Origin of the sequence: Paraburkholderia sp. GAS41, assembly GCF_050436545.1 — a bacterium.
Classification (GTDB): Bacteria; Pseudomonadota; Gammaproteobacteria; order Burkholderiales; family Burkholderiaceae; genus Paraburkholderia.
Genome location: NZ_JBNDMK010000020.1, coordinates 93,180 through 110,068, shown reverse-complemented (window position 1 = coordinate 110,068; position 16,889 = coordinate 93,180). Strand labels below are relative to the sequence as shown.

General features: G+C 63.0%; 17 protein-coding genes. 12 read left to right on the top strand and 5 right to left on the bottom strand.

Going from position 1 to position 16,889, the window contains the following annotated elements; genetic code table 11:
- Position 1: 1 nt before the first annotated feature.
- From ccsB to msrQ, 3 genes are all read left to right on the top strand, one after another.
- Positions 2 to 1,228, top strand: coding sequence for a c-type cytochrome biogenesis protein CcsB (ccsB, locus tag P3T43_RS24765; RefSeq protein WP_429283681.1), 1,227 nt, complete (start codon positions 2 to 4; stop codon positions 1,226 to 1,228).
- A 271-nt stretch (positions 1,229 to 1,499) separates the two neighbouring features.
- Positions 1,500 to 2,495, top strand: coding sequence for a protein-methionine-sulfoxide reductase catalytic subunit MsrP (gene msrP / locus P3T43_RS24760; protein WP_429283680.1), 996 nt, complete (start codon positions 1,500 to 1,502; stop codon positions 2,493 to 2,495).
- 12 nt (positions 2,496 to 2,507) lie between these two features.
- Positions 2,508 to 3,200, top strand: a complete 693-nt coding sequence (gene msrQ, locus P3T43_RS24755) for a protein-methionine-sulfoxide reductase heme-binding subunit MsrQ (protein WP_429283679.1) — start codon at positions 2,508 to 2,510, stop codon at positions 3,198 to 3,200.
- A gap of 113 nt (positions 3,201 to 3,313) precedes the next feature.
- On the opposite strand, the gene lysA is transcribed toward msrQ, so the two are convergent.
- Together lysA and lptM are read right to left on the bottom strand one after the other, a co-directional pair.
- Positions 3,314 to 4,576 (bottom strand): diaminopimelate decarboxylase, encoded by a 1,263-nt coding sequence (gene lysA, locus P3T43_RS24750; protein WP_429283678.1) that lies wholly within the window; start codon positions 4,574 to 4,576, stop codon positions 3,314 to 3,316.
- A 9-nt stretch (positions 4,577 to 4,585) separates the two neighbouring features.
- A complete protein-coding gene (gene lptM, locus P3T43_RS24745) occupies positions 4,586 to 4,930 on the bottom strand; it encodes an LPS translocon maturation chaperone LptM (protein ID WP_429283677.1) in 345 nt (114 codons plus the stop codon).
- A gap of 35 nt (positions 4,931 to 4,965) precedes the next feature.
- Between lptM and cyaY the strand changes: the two genes are divergently transcribed.
- Entirely contained in the window at positions 4,966 to 5,283 is a 318-nt protein-coding gene (cyaY, locus tag P3T43_RS24740) for an iron donor protein CyaY (RefSeq protein WP_429283676.1), read from the top strand.
- An 86-nt stretch (positions 5,284 to 5,369) separates the two neighbouring features.
- On the opposite strand, the gene P3T43_RS24735 is transcribed toward cyaY, so the two are convergent.
- Positions 5,370 to 7,787: a penicillin-binding protein 1A gene (locus P3T43_RS24735; RefSeq protein WP_429283675.1), complete on the bottom strand. Its 2,418-nt coding sequence runs from the start codon at positions 7,785 to 7,787 to the stop codon at positions 5,370 to 5,372.
- 297 nt (positions 7,788 to 8,084) lie between these two features.
- On the opposite strand from P3T43_RS24735, the gene pilM reads away from it, so the two are divergent.
- The 7 genes from pilM (at position 8,085) to P3T43_RS24700 (ending at position 15,351) form a co-directional block, all read left to right on the top strand.
- Positions 8,085 to 9,077 carry a pilus assembly protein PilM gene (gene pilM, locus P3T43_RS24730; RefSeq protein WP_429283674.1) on the top strand — a complete coding sequence of 331 codons (993 nt, stop codon included), beginning with the start codon at positions 8,085 to 8,087 and terminating at the stop codon, positions 9,075 to 9,077.
- A 5-nt stretch (positions 9,078 to 9,082) separates the two neighbouring features.
- Complete coding sequence (locus P3T43_RS24725; protein WP_429283673.1) at positions 9,083 to 9,760, top strand: fimbrial assembly protein; 678 nt, start codon at positions 9,083 to 9,085, stop codon at positions 9,758 to 9,760.
- Positions 9,757 to 10,665: a hypothetical protein gene (locus P3T43_RS24720; RefSeq protein ID WP_429283672.1), complete on the top strand. Its 909-nt coding sequence runs from the start codon at positions 9,757 to 9,759 to the stop codon at positions 10,663 to 10,665. Before P3T43_RS24725 ends, P3T43_RS24720 begins: the two co-directional genes overlap by 4 nt.
- Positions 10,662 to 12,263, top strand: coding sequence for a type IV pilus secretin PilQ (locus tag P3T43_RS24715; RefSeq protein ID WP_429283671.1), 1,602 nt, complete (start codon positions 10,662 to 10,664; stop codon positions 12,261 to 12,263). The genes P3T43_RS24720 and P3T43_RS24715 overlap by 4 nt, the downstream gene beginning before the upstream one ends.
- 95 nt (positions 12,264 to 12,358) lie before the next feature.
- Entirely contained in the window at positions 12,359 to 12,910 is a 552-nt protein-coding gene (locus P3T43_RS24710; RefSeq protein ID WP_429283670.1) for a shikimate kinase, read from the top strand.
- 7 nt (positions 12,911 to 12,917) lie between these two features.
- Positions 12,918 to 13,994, top strand: coding sequence for a 3-dehydroquinate synthase (gene aroB / locus P3T43_RS24705; protein WP_429283669.1), 1,077 nt, complete (start codon positions 12,918 to 12,920; stop codon positions 13,992 to 13,994).
- A gap of 136 nt (positions 13,995 to 14,130) precedes the next feature.
- Positions 14,131 to 15,351, top strand: a complete 1,221-nt coding sequence (locus tag P3T43_RS24700) for a deoxyguanosinetriphosphate triphosphohydrolase (RefSeq protein WP_429283668.1) — start codon at positions 14,131 to 14,133, stop codon at positions 15,349 to 15,351.
- A 117-nt stretch (positions 15,352 to 15,468) separates the two neighbouring features.
- Here the strand turns inward: P3T43_RS24700 and P3T43_RS24695 are convergent, their stop codons facing one another.
- Positions 15,469 to 15,846 (bottom strand): DUF883 family protein, encoded by a 378-nt coding sequence (locus P3T43_RS24695; protein ID WP_429283667.1) that lies wholly within the window; start codon positions 15,844 to 15,846, stop codon positions 15,469 to 15,471.
- A gap of 57 nt (positions 15,847 to 15,903) precedes the next feature.
- Here P3T43_RS24695 and P3T43_RS24690 point away from each other — a divergent pair, with 57 nt between their 5' ends.
- Positions 15,904 to 16,065, top strand: a complete 162-nt coding sequence (locus tag P3T43_RS24690; RefSeq protein WP_429283666.1) for a hypothetical protein — start codon at positions 15,904 to 15,906, stop codon at positions 16,063 to 16,065.
- Positions 16,066 to 16,133: 68 nt separating this feature from the next.
- Here P3T43_RS24690 and P3T43_RS24685 read toward each other — a convergent pair whose 3' ends face one another.
- Positions 16,134 to 16,856, bottom strand: coding sequence for an OmpW/AlkL family protein (locus tag P3T43_RS24685; RefSeq protein ID WP_429283665.1), 723 nt, complete (start codon positions 16,854 to 16,856; stop codon positions 16,134 to 16,136).
- Positions 16,857 to 16,889: the final 33 nt, after the last annotated feature.

Genomic DNA, 16,889 nt, shown 5'->3' with positions numbered 1-16,889 from the left:
CATGGACTTGACTCAGGTTTCCTCATCCCCATCGCGCGGTAGCGCGCCGGCCAAGAACGCGGCATCGAACGCGGCACCCACCGGGGCGCAGCCGCCGGTGCTGTTCGACGAGCGGCCGTTCTTCAGGCGCCTCGGCGGATTCGACTGGTTGTTTGCTCTGGTGATGGTCGCGGGCGCGGGTTTTGCGCTGTGGCGCTATCACCCGTTCATGAACTACTACGACAAGCTGGTGCTGGTATGTGCCGTGCCGGTTTTCATTACGCTCGGCTGGCGCTGGAAGCCGGTGCGGCTTCTGATCGCGAGTATCGCGGTGCTGTCGCTGTTGGCCATCCAGACCTATCAGGGCGACCTGGCGCGGGCCGATAGCGCGTTCTTCCTCAAATATTTCCTGTCGAGCCAGTCCGCCATTCTGTGGATGAGCGCGCTCTTCGTGCTGGCTACCGTGTTCTACTGGATCAGCTTGCTGACCCGTTCGTCCACGGGCGCGGCGATCGGCTCGAAGATGACGTGGGCAGCGGTGCTGATGGGTTTCGTCGGCCTGATGGTGCGCTGGTACGAGTCGTATCTCATCGGTTCGGACGTTGGTCATATTCCTATCTCGAACCTCTACGAAGTGTTCGTACTGTTTAGCCTGATTACCGCGCTCTTCTACCTGTATTACGAACAGCACTACAACACGCGCGCGCTCGGCGCATTCGTGTTGCTGGTAATTAGCGCCGCGGTCGGCTTCCTGATGTGGTACTCGATTTCGCGTGACGCGCAGCAAATCCAGCCGCTCGTGCCGGCGCTGCAAAGTTGGTGGATGAAGATCCACGTGCCGGCGAACTTCATCGGCTACGGCAGCTTTGCGTTGTCGGCGATGGTCGGTGTCGCCTATCTCGTCAAGGAGCACGGCATGCTGGCTGACCGCCTGCCGCCGCTCGACGTGCTCGACGACCTGATGTACAAGTCGATCGCGGTGGGTTTCGCATTCTTCACCATTGCGACGATCCTCGGCGCGCTGTGGGCAGCGCAAGCCTGGGGCGGCTACTGGAGCTGGGATCCGAAGGAAACCTGGGCGCTGATCGTCTGGCTGAACTACGCGGCCTGGCTGCATATGCGGCTCATGAAGGGGCTGCGTGGCGCCGTCGCCGCATGGTGGGCGCTGACGGGGCTGCTGGTGACCACGTTCGCATTTCTCGGCGTCAATATGTTCCTCTCCGGCCTGCATAGTTACGGCAAGCTGTAATATTCGCCGTTCTGAAGCGACCAAGAACCGCCGGGTGCGTTGCACCGGCGGTTTTTTCTTGGATGCGGGAATATCTGTGCAGCCAGCGTGTTCATCAGAACAGGACCTCTGGATGAACAGTCGAAGCATCATCAATGTGGCCCGCGGGTCAGTAGCAATCAACGTGCATGGGATCCGGGTGGCGTGCTTTGTATGAGGCCCGAGTGGCGCGCTCAAGCGCGAACTCAGACCGACAGCTAAAACGCAAACTCTGGTTGAGAGGAGCAGCATCATGTGGATCAGGCGAAACGACAGGATTGCGCTGCGGGGCGACGATATTGCACGCAGCGAAATCACGCCGCAAGGTGTGTACGAGAACCGGCGGCGCGTGCTGCGCGCTGCCGGCGCGATGGCGGTAGGCAGCCTGTTGGGCGCGAACGGCGAAGCGTTCGCCATGTACACGTCACCCGATGCCAAGGGGCAGAAGCTGGCGGCGAAGACCAATCCGCAGTTTGTCGCGCAGGATAAGGTGAGTCCTTACAAGGACATCAGCACCTACAACAACTTCTACGAGTTCGGCACGGACAAGAGCGACCCGGCACAAAACGCCGGCACGTTGCGGCCGCATCCCTGGCGGGTGAGTGTCGAAGGCGAGGTGAAGAACGCCAAGGTCTACGACATCGACGATCTGCTGAAGATGGCGCCGCTCGAGGAGCGCGTGTACCGGCACCGCTGCGTCGAAGGCTGGTCGATGGTGATGCCCTGGATCGGCTTCCCGCTTTCGGAGCTCATCAAGCGGGCCCAACCCAACGGCAACGCGAAATACGTGCAGTTCATCACGCTTGCCGATCCGTCGCAGATGCCGGGCCTGTCGACGCCGATTCTGGATTGGCCCTACTCCGAAGGGCTGCGGATGGACGAAGCGATGAATCCGCTGACGCTGCTGACGGTGGGCATGTACGGAGACGTGCTGCCCAACCAGAACGGCGCGCCGTTGCGGATCATCGTGCCGTGGAAATACGGTTTCAAGAGCGGCAAGTCGCTGGTGAAGATTCGCTTTGTCGACAAGCAGCCGGCTACGAGCTGGAGTACCTACGCGCCGACCGAATACGGCTTTTACTCGAATGTGAATCCGAACGTCGACCACCCGCGCTGGAGTCAGGCAACCGAGCGGCGCATCGGCGAAGACGGATTCTTCACGCCGAAGCGCAAGACGCTGATGTTCAACGGCTATGGCGATCAGGTGGCCTCGCTGTATCAGGGCATGGACCTGAAGAAGAATTTCTGAGGAGGAATCGCGATGGCCTCGGAAACGCAAACTGTGTCCGATTCCTCCGCGCGGCGCCGGTCGAGCGCGGCGCCGCGTCCGCCGGCAGCGGGCGCGCGCTGGGTCGTGTCCGCGAAGATCGCCGTGTTCGTGGCGGCGTGGTATCCGCTCGCGCGCATCGTGTTGCTCGGCTTGACCGACCGGCTCGGCGCCAATCCGATCGAATTCATTACCCGCTCAACTGGCCTGTGGACGCTGGTGTTCCTGTGCATCACGCTGGCCGTGACGCCGCTGCGCCGGTTGACGGGGGTGAGCGCGCTGGTGCGGTTTCGGCGCATGCTCGGTCTGTATACGTTTTTCTACGCCACGCTGCATTTCACGACCTATCTGTGGTTCGACAAATGGTTCGACGTGGCGGCGATCCTGAAGGACATCGGCAAACGTCCGTTCATCATGGTCGGCTTCGCGGCGTTCGTGCTGCTGATCGCGCTGGCCGTCACCTCGCCGCGCGCCATGGTGCGCAAGCTCGGGCGCCGCTGGCAGACGCTGCATCGCGCAATTTACGCCATCGGCGTGCTCGCGATCCTGCATTTCTGGTGGATGAAGTCCGGCAAGCACGATCTGCTGCTGCCGAAAATTTACGGCGCAATCATGCTGGCGCTGCTCGGATGGCGCCTTCTGGCGTGGTTGCGCGAACGCAGGGCGTTGTCAGTTCGGAAGCGGTGAGCGGGGTTCTACGTGCGCTGTCCGTTACGGACGCCTGCTGCTAACAAAAAAGGCGATGCCACCGTGGCATCGCCTTTCTGATTTTTCCCGCGTAGTGCGTTTGCTTCGCGCGGTCAGGCCGGCAGGATAGATTCGCCCGCGAACAATTGCTTGACCTCTTCGCGCGCGCGGACCACATACGCCTTGTCACCGTCGACCATGATTTCGGCCGCACGCGTACGCGTGTTGTAGTTCGAGCTCATCACGAAGCCGTAAGCGCCGGCCGAACGCACGGCGATCAGATCGCCCGGCTCGATGGCCAGCAGCCGCTCGCGGCCGAGCCAGTCGCCGCTTTCGCAGACCGGGCCAACCACGTCGTACACGTGCGCCGGCACATCACGCCGCACGACCGGCTCCATGCCGTGATACGCCTCATACATGGCGGGGCGCGCGAGATCGTTCATCGCCGCGTCGACGATGGCAAAGTTCTTTTCCGCGCCGGGCTTCAGAAACTCGACGCGCGTAAGCAGAATGCCGGCATTGCCGACCAGCGAGCGGCCCGGCTCGAAATACACTTCGCGATGCCCATGACCGCGTGCTTCGATGCGATCGAGTACCGTGCGCACGAACTCGCCGATGTCCGGCGGGGTCTCGTCGTCGTAAGTGATGCCGAGGCCGCCGCCTACGTCGATGTGGCGAATCGTCAGACCGTCCGCTTCGATCTGTTCGACCAGTTCGAGCACCTTGTCGACCGCATCCAGATACGGCGCGACTTCGGTAATCTGCGAGCCGATATGGCAGTCGATCCCCACCACCTGCAGATGCTTCATGGCCGCGGCGGCACGATAGGTGGCACGCGCTTCATCGAACGCGACACCGAACTTGTTCGACTTCAGGCCGGTGGAGATATAAGGATGCGTTTTCGCGTCGACGTCCGGATTGACGCGCAGCGACACCGGCGCAATCTTGCCCACGGAGGCCGCGACGGCATTCAGGCGATCGAGTTCGGGAATCGATTCGACGTTGAAGCACTTGACGCCTGCTTCGAGCGCTTCGCGCATTTCTGCGGCACTTTTTCCGATACCCGAAAACACGACGTTTTCGGCCTTGCCGCCGGCGGCCAGCACGCGCGCCAGTTCACCACCCGAGACAATATCGAAGCCCGCACCGAGCCGCGCAAACACGTTCAGCACAGCCAGATTGCTGTTCGCCTTGACGGCAGCGTGGACGGTGGCGCGGCGGCCCGCACATGCTCCCGCGTAGGCTTGCCATGCGTTGGTCAACGCCGCGCGTGAATAGACGTACAGCGGCGTGCCGAACTGCTCGGCGAGGGAAACGGCGGACACGTTTTCAACGTGCAATACGCCGTGGACATAGGCAAATGCGGATTGAGTCATGCGAAAGTCTTATTGAGCGGAGGTGCTACCGGAGGCCGGCTGTTGCGGTTCTGAAGCAGCGGAGTCGGGTACGGTACGGAGTTCGGTTTCCGGCGACAGCGACAAGGGCGTGCCGGATGTGTCGGGTACAGCGCCCGATACTGCTTCTGGATCGGGCCTGGCTGCGTCAGGCGACGGCGCCTGGGTTTCGTCGGTGGGTTTGGCCGGCAACGGCGGCACGGTCGGCAAGTAGAGCGCGCCGCGCTGCCCGCAGCCGCCAAGAGCGCAACCTGCGACAATAACCAAAGCCGATACAATCGCGCGGGGCGTCCATACGCTGGGCGCCACTGCGCGCATCCGAGAAACAACTCGCATGACTGTCCCTGAAAAAATGATCGTTGGAGTTTAGCATGTCCGATAGCGAATACCTGACCCGCGCCGAGGCTGCGCTCACGGCCATCGAGCGCACGCTCGACGATATAGAAACCGACATCGAATTCGAGCGCAGCGGCAATGTTCTGACGCTCGAATTCGAGAACGGCACGAAGATCATCGTCAATCTGCAGCCGCCGATGCGCGAAATCTGGATCGCCGCCAAGGCCGGCGGTTTCCATTTCCGTTTCACCGACGATGCATGGCGCGATACGCGCAACGGTACGGAGTTTTTTTCGGCACTATCCGACTACGCGACCCAGCAGGCGGGCGAACCGGTTCACTTCGAAGCGTAAGCGGTGGGTTCGACGCAGCGGCTTGAATGCCACGATCTCGTCAACGCGCCTTGGCTGGTGTTTGAGGCGCGTGACGAATTGGTGGTTTAGTGGCCGCGGAACAGGTTCATGATGTCCTGCTTTTCCTGCTCGCCAACCTGCTCCGGTGCAGGCGCATCGGTCGCGCCAGAGGCCGCGTCGTTCGAGTTCGCGTCGAGATCGGCCTGACTCACGCCAACGGTCGCAACGAAACCGTTACCCGGCGTGAAGTTGTCGAAATACAGCTCGTCGCCTAGCGTGACGACGCCATCGGGCATCGGCATCCTGTATTCCGGCACGCCCTTCAACGCCTTGGCCATATAGTCGATCCACACCGGCAGCGCGAGACCGCCGCCGGTCTCCTTGTCGCCGAGGCTGCGCGGATTGTCATAGCCGATCCACGCGATCGCGGTGAGCGTGTGCTGGTAGCCGGCAAACCAGGCATCCCGTGAGTCGTTGGTCGTGCCGGTTTTACCGGCTAGGTCGGTGCGTTTCAGGACATTGGACTTGGCGCCGGTGCCGCGCTGCGCGACGCTTTGCAGCAGACTGTTCATCACATAGGCATTGCGCGCGTCGATCGCATGCGGCGCGCTTTGTCCGGCCACGAGCGGTTTGGCTTGCGCAACGACGCTGCCGCGCTGATCCGTCACCTCCGCGATCAGGTACGGGTTGATCCGATAACCGCCGTTGGCGAACACCGAAAAGCCGCCCGCCATCTGCAGCGGCGTGACGAGCCCTGCGCCGAGCGCCATCGGCAGATAGGCCGGATGGCGATCTGCATCGAAGCCGAAACGCGTGATGTAGCCCTGAGCGTACTTCGGTCCGATCTGATTCAGGATACGAATCGAGACGAGGTTTTTCGACTTTTGCAGCGCCGTGCGCATCGTCATTGGACCGTCGAAACCGCCGCCATAGTTCTTCGGCTCCCACGCCTGGCCGCCGGTTTCGGCGGCGGTAAAAAAGAGCGGCGCGTCGTTGATCACCGTGGCCGGTCCCAAACCTTTTTCCAGCGACGCCGAATAGATAAACGGCTTGAAGCTGGACCCCGGTTGCCGCCATGCCTGAATGACGTGATTGAACTTGTTCTTGTTGAAATCGAAGCCGCCCACCAGCGCGCGAATCGCGCCGTCCTGCGGCACGACCGAGACGAACGCGCCTTCCACCTGCGGCAACTGCGTAATCGACCAGTTGCCGTCGTCTCCCTTGACGACGCGGATGATTGCGCCCGGACGAATGCGCTGATTCGGTTGCGCGCGCGAGCCGAGCGCAAATGAGGCGAAGCGCAGGCCGTCGCCTTGCAGCGTGGCGACGTTGCCGTCGGCGAGGGTTGCCTGGATCTGCTTCGGCGTTGCGCTGGTCACTACCGCCGCGATGATCTCGCCGTTGTCGGGATGTTCGAGCAAGGCGTCGTCGATCGCCTGTTCACGCTCGTCCGCGTCCGTGGGTAGATCGATGAACGCTTCCGGACCGCGATAGCCGTGACGCCGTTCGTAGTCCATCAGACCTTTGCGCAGCGAGCGGTACGCCACGTCCTGGTCGGCGGAGTCGATTGTCGTCACGACATTCAGGCCGCGCGTGTAGGCCTCTTCGTGAAACTGCGCGTACATCATCTGACGCACCATTTCGGCGACGTACTCGGCGTGTACGCTGAACTCTTTGCCCGCGCCCTTGACGGCAAGCGGCTGTCTGCTTGCCGTGTCGTACTGTTCTTGCGTAATGTAGTGCAACTCGAGCATGCGCGTCAGGATGTACTCCTGACGAACCTTCGCGCGTTTCGGGTTGACGACCGGGTTATAGGCGGAGGGCGCCTTGGGAAGACCGGCGAGCATCGCGGATTCGGCGAGCGTGAGGTCCTTCATATCCTTGCCGAAATACACCCGGGCCGCGCTCGCAAAACCATAGGCCCGCTGGCCCAGATAGATCTGATTCATGTACACCTCGAGAATCTGATCTTTCGTCAGCTTCGACTCGATTTTGTACGCGAGCAACATCTCGTAGATCTTACGTGTGTAGGTTTTTTCGCTCGAAAGAAAGAAGTTTCGCGCCACCTGCATGGTGATCGTGCTGGCGCCTTGCGTGGCATGGCCGTTGGTCAGCGCGACGAAGCCGGCCCGCGCAATGCCGGTCAGATCGACGCCACCGTGATCGTAAAAGCGAGCATCTTCAATGGCGAGCACGGCCTTCTTCAGGCTGTCGGGCACATCCTGGATGTGGACGACGTCGCGCCGTTCTTCACCGAATTCGCCGATCAGCACGTGGTCCGCCGTGTAAATGCGCAGCGGCACCTTGGGACGGTAGTCGGTGAGCGCTGCGAGTGAAGGCAGGTTCGGCGTGGCCACCACGAGCGCGTAGCCGAGCACGAGCCCGGCACACGCGATGCCGGCAAACATCAGACCCACCAGCGCCAGAACGAGCGTTAGCCATAGCGAACGTTTTTTGCGCTTCTGCGGTGCCGGCGGCGGGGACGTAGGGGACGAAGATTGCATATGAACACCAGAAAACAGTCCCGCGATTATAGCCGTCTGGCCCGTTAGCTTTCGGTCTGCTTACGGTTGACCGCTAACTGCCGGACCGCGCAGGGGATGACCTCACTGTAGACGCTTTGATGACGCCTCGGGGAGCCCAGGCGTCACGTTAGCCATTCGGCTGAATATCGCCCGCCGCGGCGACTGCGCACAATTGCCTTCACAGAAAACGCCGGGTTTGGGTAGGCGTCCAGTCATCGCGTTCGCACGGTTCGTCGCGTGTGTCGCAGGATTTGTGTGTGTCTGAAGGGAGGCAGGATGGCGATCAATAGGGCGATCAAAACTACGTTGCTGGTGAAGGTGCGACGTTTTGCTGCGGGAATCGATGTGAGTCGAGAGGCCGTGAGGCTCGTCGTGTTGAGCCAGCGCTTGCGTATGGGTGAGCAGATGCGCGTCGAGTACCTCGCAGCTGTGCCGTTAGCGCCAGGCGCGATGGCTGGCGTAGAGATTGTGGATCGCGCAGCCGTGACGCGTGCCATGCGCGAACTGTTTGCGGACCTGCCGCGCGCATGTGCGTCGCATACGCTGCGTTGCGCGATGGCGCTGCCGGGTTCCGCGACGCTGATGGCGAGCGTGCCGCTTACGCGGTTTGGCGCCGCGTGCGAACTGGCAGTCGCGAACGGCGCGGCGCTCGCGGGGTTGGAGTCGGCGGTGCTGGGCGAAGCCGAGCGAATGGCCGGGATCGAGCGGCATGCATTGGCTGTCGACTGGTTCGTCGACGACGCGCCGCGCAGCGCAGCGTCCGTCACGATCGCAGCGGCAGGGCGCCAGCATCTGGAAGCTCGGATCGAATGCGCGGCGGCCGCGGGCGTGACCCTGACGGCGATCGACGGTGAACCGCATGCAGCGCTACGGGCGCTGCGTCATGCAGCCATGCTCGAACTCGAGCCGCACGAGAGTTATGCCGCGATCTGGATTGGCGCGGACGGCGTGTACGGCTGGCGCATCGTCGATGATGCGATCGCCGCAGAAATGCGCTATCCGGCCCCGGAACACGCGGATCTCGCTGACGCATTGCGCGATCTTGCCGGCGGCGGCGCGCCGGGCTGTGCGTTGCTCGGAGGAGAAATCGACTTGCTCGACGGAGTGGGCTTTTCAGTCGCGGATCTCGGCGACGTGCTGGGCTGCACCGTATTGCCGTTCGAGTGCGTTTCTCTTGGCGACTGTGCACGCCCGTTGCACGCCGAGATGCTGCGCGCGCCCGCCAGCGCGGTAGCGTTCGGCCTCGCATTGCGTGGGGTGATGGAATGACGTGGATGAATTCGCGTATGGGGCCGGCGGGACGACCGATCTGGATCGGCGGATTCAATCTGCTGCCCTACCGGCAACGCAACGCGCGCCTCGCGCGACGGCGCTGTCTGCTCGAATGGGCCGGCGCGGCGTTGTCCGGCTGTGCCGCTGTGCTGGCAGTGGCGGGCTGGCAGGCGTTCGAGCGGGCGCGGCTCGATGCTCATCGCACGTCGCACGAACGCGAACTGGCGCAGCTCGCCGTGCCGCTTGCCGAGCACGCAAGACTCCAGCGCGACGCGCAAGAGTACGGCAAACGGGGCGCGCGTGCACGCGAGTTGTCTGCCCCGTTGACGCGCCTGCTCGACCTGCTCGATACGTTGAGCCGTGTGCCCGCCGATGGCGTCGTGCTGCAACAGTTCAGACAGCATGCCTACGAGACAGAGTTGCTCGCCACTTCCACGGACCCGGTTGCGTCCGCGATCTGGCTCAAGCAGTTGAGCACGATGCGTGGCGTGAAGAGTTCCGAGGTTGCCGATCTGCATCCCTTGGTGCGGCCTGGGCGCGAGGCTTCGGCGACCGGCAGTGGGCCGGTCGAGTTTACGGCCAGGCTGCGGTGGGACGAGCCCTTGAAGGCGATGGTGCAAGCGGCCGCGTCTGCGCGCGCGCATTCACACGACACCGAAAAACCGCGAGGTACACAATGAGCACCCTGTATATCCCGCGCGCCGCAGCGACGGATCAGGTCGCCCGCCTGTCCGGCTGGATGAGCCGTATGCGCTTGCCGCTCGAAGCGTGGAGCGGGCGGCGCCGGCTTCTGGCCGGCTTGCTGATCGCTGCGCTCGTGTTCGCTATCGGCGCGAACGCGTGGATGTCCGCTGATCTGGCCGGCGTGCAGGCCAGTCGTGCGGCGCTCTCGGATGCCCAGCGCCGGCTGGTGCAGGCTAGGCAGGCGCTCGCGCAGTTGCCTGCGTTACGGGGTCATGCTGCGCAGACCGCGAACACCCAGATGCCGGTCCAGTGGACTCCCGCTGATGATGCACGCCTGATGTCGCTGCTTGCGATCCGCAGTGGCGTGACGCTGCTCACGCTCGCGCCGGATGCGGTGCACGACACAGGCTCGGATGCGGTGCGGTCGCTACATCTCACCGTACAGACCGATTTCCTGCACCTGATGGTATTCCTGCGCGGCCTGTCCGACTTGCCGGTGCTGGTCGTGCCTGAAGACGTCACCGTCAAACGCAAACCGGGCGGACTTCTGGTGGGTGCGACGCTGTATGTGTTCGCCGGCTTGAGCCCCGCTGCGGCCAACCCGGAACTCTTTGTCGACGAAGACCTGGACGCGGACGACGAGGATGTCGTGTTCTACGATCCGTTCTCATCGCAGTCGCAAACTGACGGCGACGCGGCGCAAGCGAGCTTGCTGCGCCTCGCCGGTCTGTTGCGTGAACAGACGCGCGGCCTCGCGCTACTCGAAACGGCAGATGGCGCAGCCACGGTCGAGCGCGGTCAGCTCGTGGGTAACGACCGTGTCACGAGCATGGACGCACTCAGCATTACGCTGACGAATCGTCTCGGAACGCGCACGCTTGCGTTGACGGAGGCGTCATGATGAAAAGATCCGAGCCGGTCCGGCATGCCATCGCGTGTGCCTGTCTGATTGCGGGCGCGGCGCACGCGTCGTTGCCGCCGCTTCCCTCCGTCATGCCGTCCGATGACGCGATGGCGCCGTATGACGTACCGCCGCTGCCGCGCAATCAGGCAGCGGACGTGCGCAACCCCTTCCTGCGCCTCGACCCGGCCGAGGAAGCCGTGCCATCCGAAAACGCGGCGAACGTGGCAGCTGACGACCTCGACGGCACGCCGCTTCCAGCGTCTCGCGCAGTGGCAGCGCGCGCTGGACCTGCCGCGGAGACGCTCGAAGGATCGCCGGTGCCGCTCGCTGCGGCGCAGCGCCTGTCCGGCGCGTCAAGTCATACGATCGACGACGGTCTCGCACCGGACAAGCCCATCTCGCTCAATTTCCAGCGCGCGGAACTAGGTGCGGTGCTGAATGCGTTCGCGCAGTTCACGGGCCTGAATATCGTCGCGAGCGACAGAGTGCGCGGCACGGTGTCGCTGCGGCTCGACAAGGTGTCCTGGCGTACGGCATTCGATACCTTGCTCGACGTCAACGGTCTGGCTATGGAGCGGCACGGCAACGTGATCTGGGTTGCACCGCAGGCGGATCTGGCGGCGCGCGAGCGGCAGCGCTTCGAGGCTCACGCACGCGTCGCCGACCTGGAGCCGCTCGCAAGCCGCACCTTCGAGCTGCATTATGCGCACGCCGAAGACGTGCGGCGCCTGCTGGCCGGCTCGGGAAGCCAGCGTGTGCTGTCAAAGCGCGGCGCAGCGATGGCGGATGTGCGCACCAATATGCTGTTCGTCACCGATCTTGACGCGCGTATCGCGCAGATTGCCGAGCTGCTGGCGTCGATCGACCGGCCGTCGCGCCAGGTGCTGATCGAAGCGCGTATCGTCGAAGGAGAGCAGGGCTTTTCGCGTAACCTGGGTGTGCGGCTTTCACTTGCCGCGGCGGCCACGGACGGCGCTACGGCAACCGGGCTGTCCGGCGGCAAGGACGGCGCCGTCTACGATCTTTCGGCGGGTCCGCTGTCCGGGTTCGACGCAGCCACGGCGGGGCTTACGCTATTCGCCGCCCAGGCCACGCGCCTGCTCAATATAGAATTGAGCGCGCTGGAGGCGGAGGGGCACGGGGAAACGGTGTCCAGTCCGCGCGTCGTGACCGCCGACCGCATGAAGGCGATCGTCGAGCAGGGCACCGAGCTGCCGTATCAGGCCAAGGTCGGTCAGGGCGTGTCCGGGGTGCAATTTCGCCGCGCAAGCCTGAAGCTGGAGGTGGAGCCGCAAATTACCCCGGACGGCCGGGTGGTGCTGGACCTCGACATCGCCAAGGACAGCGTCGGCGAGCAGACAGCCTCGGGGCCGGCCATCAACACCAAACACGTGCAGACGCGCGTCGAGGTGGAGGATGGCGGGACCGTGTCGATTGGCGGAATCTACGCCACGGATGACAGGGATGATGTGACGCGGGTGCCACTCCTGGGCAAAATACCCATTTTGGGCGCATTTTTCCGTCATCGGGCACACCGTGACCAGCGCAGTGAGCTGGTCGTTTTTATCACGCCGCGCGTTGTGCAGACGAATTGAACGCCTGCCGCGGCCGCGGCCTGCAGGCTCGACAAGGCAGTCGCTTTGCCAGTAAGCTGCGGCACGAACCATACCGGATTAGCCAGAGGACACCGTTGCAACCGCGGGACGCACACGCCAATGTATTTTTTGTAGGGCTCATGGGGGCAGGCAAGACCACCGTGGGCCGCGCGGTGGCGCGCCGGCTGAATCGTCCGTTTTTCGATTCCGACCACGAAATCGAGGCGCGCACGGGTGCGCGCATCCCGGTCATCTTCGAACTCGAGGGCGAAGCAGGCTTTCGCGACCGCGAAGCGCACGTCATTACCGATCTCACCCTGCAGCAGAATATCGTGCTGGCCACGGGCGGCGGCGCCGTATTGCGGCCGGAAAACCGTCTCGCGCTGCAGAATAACGGTGTTGTCGTGTATTTGCGCGCCAATCCCCACGACCTGTGGCTGCGCACGCGGCGCGACAAGAACCGCCCGCTGCTGCAGACCGAAGACCCCAAGGCGCGGCTGGAAGAGCTCTACGAGGTGCGTGACCCGCTTTACCGCGAGTGCGCGCATTTCGTCATCGAAACCGGCCGGCCATCGGTCAATGGCCTCGTCAACATGGTTTTGATGCAGCTCGAGATGGCCGGCGTCGCCAAACATCCTGCGTCATAATGCAAGCATGATTACCGTCAAAGTCGAACTGGGCGAGCGCGCCTATCCCATCCATATCGGCGCCGAACTGATTGGTCAGACTGCGTTGTTTGCGCCGCATATCGCGGGATCGTCCGTCACCATCGTCACCAATACCACCGTCGATCCGCTTTACGGCGACACGCTGCGTCAGGCCCTGGCGCCGCTTGGCAAGCAGGTGTCCACGGTCGTGCTGCCCGATGGCGAGGCCTATAAGAACTGGGAAACGCTGAATCTGATTTTCGACGCGCTGCTGGGCGCGCGGGCCGACCGCAAGACCACGTTGATCGCGCTGGGCGGCGGGGTGATCGGCGATATGTCCGGATTTGCTGCGGCTTGTTATATGCGCGGCGTGCCCTTCATCCAGGTGCCGACTACGCTGTTGTCGCAGGTGGATTCGTCGGTGGGCGGCAAGACCGGCATCAACCACCCGCTCGGCAAAAACATGATCGGCGCGTTTTATCAGCCGCAGGCCGTCATTGCGGACATCGGCGCGTTACGTACACTGCCGGCGCGTGAACTGGCCGCCGGCGTCGCTGAGGTCATCAAGACCGGTGCCATTGCGGACGCCGCTTTCTTCGACTGGATCGAGGCGAATGTCGAAGCCTTGAACCGTTGCGAGCCGCAAGCGCTCGCTGAGGCAGTCAAGCGCTCGTGCGAGATCAAGGCTTCAGTGGTTGCCGCAGACGAACGCGAAGGCGGTCTGCGTGCCATTCTCAATTTCGGCCACACGTTCGGCCACGCGATCGAAGCCGGCCTCGGCTATGGCGAGTGGCTGCATGGCGAGGCAGTGGGTTGCGGGATGGTGATGGCGGCCGATCTCTCGGTGCGTCTCGGCCATCTCGACGAAGCCGCGCGAGGCCGTCTCGTAGCGGTGATCGAGGCCGCGCATTTGCCCACGCGCGCGCCCGCGCTTGGCGAATCCCGTTACGTCGACCTCATGCGGGTCGACAAAAAGGCCGAGGCGGGCGAGATCAAGTTCATTCTGCTGAAGCGTTTCGGTGAGACGCTGATTGGCCCGGCACCCGACGCCGCGGTCCACGCGACGCTAGCGGCTGCGATCTGAGCGGGGCCCCAAAGCCATCGCGTCGTGCGGCGGGCCCGGTTGATAAAGGGGCTGGGAAAACTTGCGACGACCCAGTGATTTTCTGCGAGCGCCGTGGCGTCTCGTACTGGGTGTGGTGTTTGAATCGGAGAAGCCGGTGAGTGAAACGCGTAGCGAATCCCTGAATGCTGCTTCCGGCACTGCGTGTTCGAGCGCCGCTCAGGCGCTTTCCGTAACCCCCAGCCTCGCCGCACTCGAAGCCCATCTGGCACCTTATGCAGCGCATGCATCGCAATCGCGCGGCCGGCGCCATGCCGAAGCCCCGCCCAACGCGCGCACCGAATTTCAGCGCGATCGCGACCGCATCGTCCACTCGACCGCGTTCCGGCGTCTCGAATACAAGACTCAGGTGTTCGTGAACCACGAGGGCGATCTGTTTCGCACTCGCCTCACGCATAGTCTGGAAGTGGCGCAGATCGCGCGCTCCGTAGCCCGCAACCTGCGGGTCAACGAGGATCTGGTCGAAGCCATTTCGCTCGCCCACGATCTCGGCCATACGCCATTCGGCCATGCCGGCCAGGACGCGCTCAACGAGTGCATGCGCGAACATGATGGCTTCGAGCACAATCTGCAAAGCCTTGCGGTGGTCGACGATCTCGAGGAACACTACGGCGCGTTCAATGGCCTCAACCTCTGTTTCGAAACGCGCGAGGGCATCCTCAAGCATTGCTCACGGGAAAATGCCCGAAAGCTCGGCGCGCTCGGCGAGCGCTTTCTCGAGGGGCGCCAGCCGTCTATCGAGGCGCAGATTGCGAATGTCGCGGATGAAATTGCGTACAACAACCACGACGTCGACGATGGACTACGCTCAGGTCTGCTGACGGTCGGGCAACTGGCCGAGGTAGAATTGTGGCAGGCGCACTACGAGGCGGCGCGGCTCGACCATCCGCACATCGAAGGGCGCCGGTTGATCCACGAGACGGTGCGCCGGATCATCAATACGCTGATCGTCGATCTGATCGAGACGACCTCCCGCAATCTGATCCAGCACGCCCCAGCCTCGCTGGACGCCGTGCGCGCCGCGCCGCCGCTGGTCGCACATAGCGAGGCCGTTGCCGCGCAGGCCGCGGCCCTTAAGCGCTTCCTGTTCAAAAACCTGTACCGCCATTACCGCGTGATGCGCATGGCCAACAAGGCGCGTCGGGTGGTGATTGGGCTCTTCGACGCGTTCAGCGACGATCCGCGGCTGCTGCCGCCCGCGTACCAGTCGCCGGATGCCGCGCTTCAGCCTCGGCTGATCGCCCACTACATCGCGGGCATGACGGATCGCTACGCGCTCAAGGAATACCAGCGGCTGTTTGTTATTGCGGATAATTGACTGCGCGATTGGCGGGGAAGGGTGCGGGTGAACGGCTGCAGGCATCCGCATCCGCAAAACCCTTCACCCAAACATCCCCAAAGAACCCCTCAACCGAGAGGCCCTCTCCCGTCGACCTCAACGGACCCGCGCGAACAAGGCCCCGGCAATCAGGGCAATGCCACCCACGATAGCAACGGTCTGCCACGGGTTCTCATGCACGTAGTCGTCGGCGTCCGCCAGCGCGACTTCGGCGCGTTGGCGCACCGCGTCGCGCGTGTCGTTCAGGCGCGAACGCGCCACATCGAGGCGTTTGCTCAACTGGGCGCGCAACGCCGTAGCGTCGGCCTGTGTGCCATCGGACAGGGTATCTTCGAGTTCCGACATCAGGGAGCGCAATTCGGTGGCAATGTCTTCCGCCGCATGGCGGCTGTGGCGCGCAATACGGCGCGCACGGCGACTTGTCGTCGTCCAGGATTCGCCGAGGGCGTCTCGCGTATTCGGTAGTGCAGTCATGGTCGCTCCGTCGTTGAAGAGTCAGAAAGGCCCCGCTTAAAACGAGCGGGAAACGCCATGTCACGCAACTTCGGTGCCACACGCCGGAGCGCGTCTCAAGCCATTCTGCACACCTTTACGGTGGCACAATTTGCACCGCAGGCACATCTTCGCTGGTCAGATTTACAAAGCGCGATCAACAGCGCGGCGCTTGATGCCCTTTCGACACCTTCCAAATGAAAATGCCGCCATGAATGCATGACGGCATTGTTCAAGCCCCCAAAACTCGTCTACCCTTAGTCTTAGTGTCAGAAGCGATAACCGATGTTGATGTAGCTGACGATCGGGTTCAGCCTGATCTTCGTCTGCGACTGGACGTTGAGTGTGCCGACCGGCGTGCTGGCCTGGGTGTTCAGCTTCGCGGTGGTGCTGAGCGGCAGATACGAGAGCGAGAAGCCGGCAAACCAGTGCTGGTCGATCGCGTACGTGAAGCCCCCATTAAACACCGGCTCCCACGAACTATCCGTAGATACTGAGGTCGGACCATGCAGTACCTGTTGTTCGAACACGCTGTTGGTGATCTCTTCATCGGTGAACGATACATGGGTGACACCGACACCCAGGTAAGGACGGAACCGCGATTGCGGACTCATGAAGTAGTACTTGAACAGCAGGGTGGGGCTCCACTGTTTGGCATCACCAAGCTTGCCGTATGACGAGAAGGCGCCCGTGCCGTCCAGATTGAACTTCGGCGGAACGCCAATCACGAATTCGGTCGCGATGTGGTCGGTGACGAAGTAACCAGCGGTGAAGCCGATGGTGTCGGCGCTATCGAGGCTGGCTCCTGTATTGGGCAGCGTGACATTGACAGGCGAACCGCCAACGCTTGTTTCTTTCAACGGATCACTAGAGGACTGAGGTGCAAGATGCAACCAGCCTGTTGTGACGTAAAAGGTCCCGGCCGATTGCGCGTGGGCTGCCGTCATGCAGGCGAGCGCCGCGATCCCCGTCATGGCCTGTTTTAACTTCATATATGTGCTCCTCCAGAAAAGGCCCGCTCATTA